This window comes from Streptomyces turgidiscabies Car8 (assembly GCF_000331005.1).
Taxonomy (GTDB): Bacteria; Actinomycetota; Actinomycetes; order Streptomycetales; family Streptomycetaceae; genus Streptomyces; species Streptomyces turgidiscabies.
In genome coordinates this window covers 1-8395 of record NZ_AEJB01000034.1, presented here as the reverse complement: position 1 = coordinate 8395, position 8395 = coordinate 1, and the positions used below count along the sequence as shown (strand labels likewise).

7 protein-coding genes are annotated in these 8395 nt (G+C 69.2%); 3 read left to right on the top strand and 4 right to left on the bottom strand.

The window, feature by feature from the left end:
• Positions 1–163 precede the first annotated feature (163 nt).
• From STRTUCAR8_RS02500 to ctaC, 3 genes are read right to left on the bottom strand one after another with little or no spacing between them, the layout of a single operon-like run.
• The gene (locus tag STRTUCAR8_RS02500; protein WP_006373818.1) at positions 164–562 is read right to left on the bottom strand and encodes a cytochrome c oxidase subunit 4; all 399 of its coding nucleotides are present in this window, start codon (positions 560–562) and stop codon (positions 164–166) included.
• Positions 559–2295 carry an aa3-type cytochrome oxidase subunit I gene (gene ctaD, locus STRTUCAR8_RS02495; protein WP_006373820.1) on the bottom strand — a complete coding sequence of 579 codons (1737 nt, stop codon included), beginning with the start codon at positions 2293–2295 and terminating at the stop codon, positions 559–561. The genes STRTUCAR8_RS02500 and ctaD overlap by 4 nt, the downstream gene beginning before the upstream one ends.
• Positions 2292–3284 carry an aa3-type cytochrome oxidase subunit II gene (gene ctaC, locus STRTUCAR8_RS02490; RefSeq protein ID WP_006373824.1) on the bottom strand — a complete coding sequence of 331 codons (993 nt, stop codon included), beginning with the start codon at positions 3282–3284 and terminating at the stop codon, positions 2292–2294. Before ctaC ends, ctaD begins: the two co-directional genes overlap by 4 nt.
• A 354-nt stretch (positions 3285–3638) precedes the next feature.
• Between ctaC and STRTUCAR8_RS02485 the strand changes: the two genes are divergently transcribed.
• A complete protein-coding gene (locus STRTUCAR8_RS02485; RefSeq protein WP_006373823.1) occupies positions 3639–5015 on the top strand; it encodes a cysteine desulfurase/sulfurtransferase TusA family protein in 1377 nt (458 codons plus the stop codon).
• Positions 5016–5073: 58 nt separating this feature from the next.
• On the opposite strand, the gene STRTUCAR8_RS02480 is transcribed toward STRTUCAR8_RS02485, so the two are convergent.
• A complete protein-coding gene (locus tag STRTUCAR8_RS02480; RefSeq protein ID WP_006373821.1) occupies positions 5074–6048 on the bottom strand; it encodes a carbohydrate kinase family protein in 975 nt (324 codons plus the stop codon).
• Positions 6049–6183: 135 nt separating this feature from the next.
• Here STRTUCAR8_RS02480 and STRTUCAR8_RS02475 point away from each other — a divergent pair, with 135 nt between their 5' ends.
• Together STRTUCAR8_RS02475 and STRTUCAR8_RS02470 are read left to right on the top strand one after the other, a co-directional pair.
• The gene (locus tag STRTUCAR8_RS02475) at positions 6184–6429 is read left to right on the top strand and encodes a hypothetical protein (RefSeq protein WP_006373817.1); all 246 of its coding nucleotides are present in this window, start codon (positions 6184–6186) and stop codon (positions 6427–6429) included.
• A gap of 205 nt (positions 6430–6634) precedes the next feature.
• Positions 6635–8278, top strand: coding sequence for a hypothetical protein (locus tag STRTUCAR8_RS02470; RefSeq protein ID WP_006373822.1), 1644 nt, complete (start codon positions 6635–6637; stop codon positions 8276–8278).
• Positions 8279–8395 lie beyond the last annotated feature (117 nt).

The following is an 8395-nucleotide window of genomic DNA, read 5'->3' as shown; positions in this document are numbered from 1 at the left end:
TCCTGCACGCGCCGCGCTCCGGCACGGTCGTGCGGTACGAGTCGATCGACAACATGCCGTTCCAGTTCGGCGTACGGATCTGATCCTCTCTTCGACGGATCGGATCGTCGTACTCCTTCCGGGTCTGTTCAAGATCAGGACACTCCCTTGAGCACTGAGCGTGTTACTGGGTGCGGTTCTCACCGCGGTAGTACTCGAAGACCCAGCCCCACAGGCCGATGAGAAGCATGGGGGCCGAGAAGAACGCCAGCCACCAGCCGATCGCGACGCTCAGGAACAGGAGCGCGCCACCGATGCCCAGCGCGAGCGGCTGCCAGCTGTGCGGGCTGAAGAACCCGACCTCACCGGCGTCGTCCGCGATGTCCGCTTCCTTGTTGTCCTGCGCGCCCACGTCGACCCGCCGGGCCGTGAAGGCCAGGTAGTAGCCGACCATGATGCACAGGCCGAAGGCCAGGAAGAGCGCCGTGGTGCCCGCCGGCTCCTTCGACCACACGCCGTAGACGATCGCCATGGCGAGGACGAAGACGGCGAGCCAGATGAACATCTTGCCCTGGACCTTCACTTGCCCGCCTCCTTGCCGCCGGCGAGAGCCTTCTCGCCGTGACCGGCGTTCTCCAGCTGGTCCAGCGCTGCGATCTCAGGGTGGTGCAGGTCGAACGCCGGGGATTCGCTGCGGATCCGCGGCAGGGTGAGGAAGTTGTGCCGCGGGGGCGGGCAGGACGTGGCCCACTCCAGCGAACGGCCGTAACCCCAGGGGTCGTCGACCTCGACCTTCTTGCCGTACTTCGCGGTCTTCCACACGTTGTAGAGGAACGGGAGCACGGAGAGGCCCAGCAGGAACGAGCTGATCGTCGAGATCGTGTTCAGCGCGGTGAAGCCGTCCGCCGCGAGGTAGTCCGCGTACCGGCGCGGCATGCCCTCGGCGCCCAGCCAGTGCTGGACGAGGAAGGTGCCGTGGAAACCGATGAACAGCGTCCAGAACGTGATCTTGCCGAGGCGCTCGTCGAGCATCTTGCCGGTCATCTTCGGCCACCAGAAGTGGAAGCCGGAGAACATCGCGAACACGACCGTGCCGAAGACGACGTAGTGGAAGTGCGCCACCACGAAGTAGGAGTCCGAGACGTGGAAGTCCATCGGCGGCGACGCCAGGATGACACCGGTCAGACCACCGAAGGTGAAGGTGATCAGGAAGCCGGTGGCCCAGAGCATCGGGGTCTCGAAACTCAGTGACCCCTTCCACATCGTTCCGATCCAGTTGAAGAACTTCACGCCCGTCGGTACGGCGATGAGGAACGTCATGAAGGAGAAGAACGGCAGGAGGACTCCGCCGGTGACGTACATGTGGTGGGCCCACACCGTCACGGACAGACCCGCGATGGCGATGGTCGCGCCGATCAGGCCCATGTAGCCGAACATCGGCTTACGCGAGAAGACCGGGATGACCTCGGAGATGATGCCGAAGAACGGCAGCGCGATGATGTACACCTCTGGATGCCCGAAGAACCAGAACAGGTGCTGCCACAACAGGGCACCACCGTTCGCGGCATCGAAGATGTGTGCGCCGAATTTCCGATCCGCCTCCAGCGCGAAGAGCGCGGCGGCGAGAACGGGGAAGGCCAGCAGAACAAGGACCGCGGTCAGCAGCACGTTCCACACGAAGATCGGCATGCGGAACATGGTCATACCCGGTGCGCGCATGCAGATGATCGTGGTGATGAAGTTGACCGCGCCGAGGATCGTGCCGAAACCGGAGAACGCCAGACCCATGATCCACAGGTCCGCGCCGATGCCCGGTGAGCGCACGGCGTCGGAGAGCGGCGAGTAGGCGAACCAGCCGAAGTCGGCCGCGCCCGAGGGGGTGAGGAACCCGCCGACCGCGATGGTCGAGCCGAACAGGTACAGCCAGTAGGCGAACATGTTCAGCCGCGGGAACGCGACGTCGGGGGCGCCGATCTGCAGCGGCATGATCCAGTTGGTGAAACCGGCGAACAGCGGCGTCGCGAACATCAGCAGCATGATCGTGCCGTGCATCGTGAACGCCTGGTTGAACTGCTCGTTCGACATGATCTGCAGACCCGGCCGGGCCAGCTCGGCGCGCATGAACAGCGCCATCACGCCACCGATGCAGAAGAACGCGAACGACGTCACCAGATACAGCGTGCCGATCGTCTTGTGGTCCGTGGTCGTCAGCCACTTGATGACCACGTTGCCGGGCTGCTTGCGCCGTACCGGCAGCTCGTTCTCGTACGAGTCCTCAGCTGCGGCGGCACCCTGGGGTTCGTTGGTGATGCTCACAGGTTTGTCGTCTCCCGGTTCTTCTCGTGGCTCGTCTGCGCGATGCCGGCGGGAATGTAACCGGTCTGCCCCTTCTTCGCGAGGTCCTTGAGGTGCTGCTCGTAGCGCTCGGGGGAGACGACCTTCACGTTGAACAGCATCCGGGAGTGGTCGACGCCGCAGAGTTCCGCGCACTTGCCCAGGAAGGTGCCCTCCTTGTTGGGGGTCACCTGGAAGGCGTTGGTGTGCCCCGGGATGACGTCCTGCTTCATCAGGAACGGCACCACCCAGAAGGAGTGGATGACGTCACGCGAGGTGAGGACGAAGCGGACCGTCTTGCCCTTGGGGAGCCAGAGGGTCGGGCCGGGGTTGCCGGTCTGCGGGTTCTTCGTACCGGGCGTGCCGACGTCGTAGACGCCACCGGCGCCCGCCGGGAAGTCCTTCTTGAACCGGTCCGGAATGGCCGCCAGGTTCTCGTCGGTGTTCGCGTTTCCGGTGGAACCCGGGACGTTCTCGATGTAGTTGAAGCCCCAGCTCCACTGGAAGCCCACGACGTTGACCGTGAGGTCGGGCTTCTTGGAGGTGTCGAGGAGCTTCGACTCGTCACGTGCCGTGAAGTAGAAGAGCACCGAGACGATGATCAGCGGAACCACGGTGTACAGCGCCTCGATGGGCATGTTGTACCGGGTCTGCGGAGGTACTTCGACCTTGGTGCGGCTGCGCCGGTGGAACATGGCGCTCCACAGGATCAGGCCCCAGACCAGCACGCCGGTGGCGAGCGCGGCTGCCCAGGATCCCTGCCACAGGGAGAGGATCCGCGGAGCCTCTTCCGTGGTCGGGGTGGGCATACCAAGGCGGGGGAAGTCCTTGTATGTGCAACCGGTCGCGGTCGCGAGGACCAGGCCCGCAGTCAATGCCTGCAGCAGCTTCCGCCGCAACGGGCGCCGCGGCGTGGGGGTACCGCCCGCGCCCCCCAGGGCGTGGGGGAGGTCGGAGCCGTTGGGACTCACGTAGCGCCTTCCCGAGAGTCTCGCCCGCGCGGATTGGCTGCGGCCTGCCTACTCGGTGGTCGGTCGCCGCCCTGCGTCGGGCAGGGGTTTGGATGTTTATGCGGACCAAACCCTACTGGACGCAATTTGGGGTCGCGCGGGGAGGGTCCCCAACGCGCCGGGGGTCACCCCGAAGGGGTGGGAAGGGTCGGGTTGGGGGCGTTCTGACGGGGGGTCGGACGCCTATTGGGGCGGGGGTTCGGGTGTGTGGGGCGGGTGTGTGGGGCGGGTGCGGGCCGTCTGTGGCTTGTCGCGCAGCTCCCCGCGCCCCTGAGTAGGACTCCGCCCCCTTGGTTGAGGACTTAGCGTTGGTCTGTGTCCTACTTTGATGCCGCCTCCTCCGCCCCCCTTCATCCCGTTGCCCGGCAGGCTCTGTTGGCCTCGCTCGATGAGGGGTGGGCGGATCCCGCACGTCTGTACAGGGAGGGGCGGCGGGCTCGGATGTTGCTGGATGCCGCTCGGGAGGCCGCCGCCGAGGCGGTCGGGTGCCGTTCCGATGAGCTGACGTTCACCTCGTCGGGTACGCGGGCCGTTCACACCGGTGTGGCGGGCGCTCTCGCGGGGCGGCGGCGCGTCGGGCGTCACCTGATCGTGTCGGCTGTCGAACACTCGTCTGTCCTCCATTCGGCGGAGGAGTGGGAGGCGACGGGCGGCGAGGTGACGACCGTGGCGGTGGATCGCACCGGTGCCGTGGCCGTCGGGGCGTACGGGGCCGCCGTACGGCCCGACACGGCGCTGGCGTGTCTCCAGTCGGCCAACCACGAGGTGGGGACCGAGCAGCCGGTGGCGGAGGTGGCCGAGGCGTGCCGGGCGGCCGGGGTGCCGTTGCTGGTGGACGCGGCGCAGTCGCTCGGGTGGGGGGCTGTGCCGGGACCCTGGTCGCTGCTCGCCGCGAGCGCCCATAAGTGGGGCGGGCCGTCAGGGGTCGGGCTGCTCGCCGTCCGTAAAGGGGCGCGGTTCGCGGCGCAAGGGCCTGCGGACGAGCGGGAGTCGGGGCGGGCGGCCGGGTTCGAGAACCTGCCGGCGATCGTCGCGGCGGCGGCCTCGCTGCGGGCGGTGCGGGCCGAGGCGGCCCAGGAGGCGGTACGGCTGCGGGAGCTGACGGAGCGGATCCGGGCGCGGGTGCCCCAGCTGGTGACGGACGTGGAGGTGGTCGGCGATCCGGTCCGGCGACTGCCCGGCGTCGTCACCTTCTCCTGTCTCTATGTCGACGGGGAGACACTGCTGCACGAGTTGGACCGCGCCGGCTTCTCCGTGTCCTCCGGGTCGTCCTGTACGAGCAGCACGTTGACGCCGAGCCATGTGCTGCGGGCGATGGGGGTGCTCAGCGAGGGAAACGTGCGGGTGTCGTTGCCGGTCGGGACCCCGGCCGAGGAGGTCGACCGGTTCCTCTCGGCGCTGCCGGACGCGGTGGCGACCGTACGGGAGAAGCTGGGCGCGCCGGCTCCGGTGACGGTACGGGAGGAGGGCGCGCTCATCGTGGACGCCCTGGGCAAGCGGTGCCCTATCCCGGTGATCGAGCTCGCGAAGGTCATCGGCGACGTCCCGGTGGGCGCCACGATCCGCGTCCTGTCGGACGACGAGGCGGCCCGTCTGGACATCCCGGCATGGTGCGAGATGCGGGGACAGGAGTACGCGGGCGAGGAGCGGATGGAAAAAGGAACGGCTTACTTGGTCCGCCGGTTGAGTTGACCTGGTCAGGGGCGCGGGGAACTGCGCGACCAGCCCCCACGCACCCGCACCCGACGAATCAGCCCAGATGCCCCTGAACCTCCACGGCGGCATCGTCCCCGTACGCCTTACGGAAACGGTCCATGAAGTTGGCCCGCCGGAGGGTGTACTCCTGCGTGCCCACCGTCTCGATGACGAGCGTCGCCAGCATGCAGCCGACCTGGGCGGCACGCTCCAGCGAGACCCCCCACGCCAGTCCCGACAGGAACCCCGCCCGGAACGCGTCGCCGACGCCCGTGGGCTCGACCTTGGCCTCCTCGTCGGGGCAGCCGACCTCGATCGGCTCCTCGCCGACGCGCTCGATGCGTACGCCACGGGCGCCGAGGGTGGTCACCCGGGTGCCGACCTTGGCGAGGATCTCGGCGTCGGACCAGCCGGTCTTCGACTCGATGAGGCCCTTCTCGTACTCGTTCGAGAAGAGGTACGCGGCGCCTTCCAGCAGGACCTTGATGTCGTCGCCACCCATACGGGCGATCTGCTGGGAGAAGTCGGCGGCGAACGGGATGGACCGCGCGCGGCACTCCTCGGTGTGGCGGAGCATCGCCTCCGGGTCGTCCGCGCCGATCGAGACCAGGTCGAGGCCGCCGACGCGGTCGGCGACGGTCTTCAGCTCGATCAGCCGGGCCTCGCTCATGGCGCCGGTGTAGAAGGAGCCGATCTGGTTGTGGTCGGCGTCGTTGGTGCACACGAAACGGGCGGTGTGCAGCGTCTCGGAGATACGGACCGACTCGGTGTCCACGCCGTGGCGGTCGAGCCAGGCGCGGTACTCGTCGAAGTCGGCGCCCGCGGCCCCGACCAGGATCGGCCTGGTGCCGAGCTGGCCCATGCCGAAGGCGATGTTCGCGCCCACGCCACCCCGGCGTACGTCGAGGTTGTCGACCAGGAAGGAGAGCGAGACCGTGTGCAGCTGGTCCGCGACGAGCTGGTCGGCGAAACGGCCGGGGAAGGTCATGAGGTGGTCGGTGGCGATGGAGCCGGTGACTGCGATACGCACGGCGAGGACACTCTCCTGCGAGGGGAAGGGTGATTGACAGTTCACGCTACCCGGTCGGCCCGCGTCCGCTGTAGCGGCAAAACTACCCGATAGTAGATCTTTCTCGGCCGGGTATGCGGTGCATACGGTTCCGGTATGACGAACTTCAAGGTCCATCAGGCTCTTCAGGTCCAGCAGGTGCACTCGGGACCGGGTGCCGCGCCGCACGACCTCGAAGGGGATCTGGCCTCCCTGCGCGGCGACTGTGCCCGGATGGCGCCGCACTGGACGGCCCCGGACCGGATCACCGCCGCGCCCGTCTCCCCGTCCCGTATCCACGGGGTGACCGTCCCGCCCGCCTCGGCGCGGCTGGTGGACGCGATGCCGGAGTACGGCGGCTGACGGGCCGGGAGCGGCGGCGCTCCCGTCGGCCACCGCGTCGGCCTCCGCGCCGACCAGCGCTCGACGGGAACCGTGCGCTCCCCCGCCGCGTCCCATCGCTGTCCCCCGTAAAGAGGACACGGTGTACGACCTGCCGGTGCCTGTCGGTGACAGGGCCGGGCCGGTCGGGACAGCCGGGACAGCTGGGAGCCGAAGGAGCGATGCGGTGAACACCGAGCGACCCGATCACGACGACGATGCCGCCGACGGCGACGCCGAGAAGACGGCCACGGGGGCCGACACGGACGGCAGCGCGGACGACGTCACCGAGCCCGCGCCGGAGGAGAGCGGCGCCGAGCGCCCGTCCCGGCGCCGGTCCCCGGTGCTGGTCGCCTCGGTCGCCGCCGCGGTGCTGCTCGTCGGGGGCGGCGGGGCGTACCTCGCCACCAGTGCGGTCGGCGGCTCGAAGGACGACGACCGTACGGGCGCCTCCGCGCCGGGCGGCGACGGCACCACTCCCCCGCCGCTGGCCCTGGACGGTTACACCGAGAGCGGTGACACGGGCGGCACGGGCGGTACGAACGGCATCGCGCCCGGCGAGCCCGACCCGAACGGCGTGACCTACCGGGCGGACGGCGCGCTGCCCGCCGGGCCCTCGTCGGCACCGGTGTACACGATGGCGAAGAACGCCGAGGGAGAGATCACGGCCGCCGAGGTGACCCGGCTGGCCAAGGCGCTCGGGGTCGAGGGGAAGCCGGTGACGGAGGCCGAGGACTGGCTGGTCGGCACGGCGAAGGACGGGACCGGTCCCTTCCTGCGGGTGAACAAGCACGCGCCGGGGACCTGGTCCTTCCGCCGGTACCTGCTCGGCGGTCCCGACAACTGCAGGAGCACGACCGTGTGCGCGCAGAAACCCTCCGCCGAGGGGACGACCGTCGATCCGGTGAGCGAGGCGGCGGCGAAGAAGGCCGCGGCGCCGGTGCTGAAGGCGGTCGGCCAGGACGACGCGAAACTGGACGTGAGCCAGGTCCTGGGCACGCAGCGGGTGGTGAACGCCGATCCGGTGGTCGGCGGGCTGCCCACCTACGGCTGGACGACCGGCCTCCAGATCAGCGCGCAGGGCGAAGTGGTGTCGGGCAGCGGCCAGTTGTCGACGCCGGTGAAGAGCGACACGTATCCGGTGCTCGGCGCCAAGGCCACGCTGGCCCTGCTCAACGAGCCGGGGGCGGTGGCGACTCCCGAGCACCGCATGGGCATCGGGGGCTGCGCCAGCCCCGTCCCGCTGAAGGACCGCCTGGAGGCGCCGTGCGGTACGACGACGGAGACGACGACACGGCAGAAGGAGTCGCTCACCGTCGACAAGGCGGTGTTCGGGCTGGCCTCGCACACCGTGGCGGGGCGGCCGGCTCTGGTGCCGTCGTGGCTCTTCGAGGTACGGGCGCAGGGTGCCGTGAAGGGGCACACGGTGACGTACCCGGCGGTCGACCCCCGATTCCTGGCCGGGGCCGGTTCCGGTTCCGGGACGAGCGCGGAGCCGTCACCGACTGCCACGCCGACCGCGCCGGGCGACGAGCCGACGTCCGGGACGACGACACGGAACATGAAGATCGAGGGCTACACGGTCTCCGGCGACGGCAAGGAGCTGACCGTGGGCTTCTGGGGCGGGGTGTGCAGCACGTACGCGGCGTCGGCGAAGGAGGACGGCGAGGTGACGGTGACCGTGACCTCGGCGACCAAGAAGGGCACGATCTGCATCATGCTCGCCAAGGCGACGTACGAAAAGGTGCAGTTGGACGAGCCGCTGGGTGACCGGAAGGTCGTGGGTCCGGACGGACAGACGATCGCCGAGGGCGACTTCGCCAAGAGGTGACCGTCCGCCGGCCTGGGTACGCGTGAAGCAGACCACGGGGTGGGAGGCGCGGACCCCTCGGGTGCCTCGGGCACCGGGCTCGCGGGACTCGCCAAGCGCGTCGCGTCCGTCGACGGT

Coding starts and splice junctions, on each gene's coding strand:
- STRTUCAR8_RS02475 (WP_006373817.1), top strand. CDS start 6,184: ATGACGAACTTCAAGGTCCATCAGGCTCTTCAGGTCCAGCAGGTGCAC.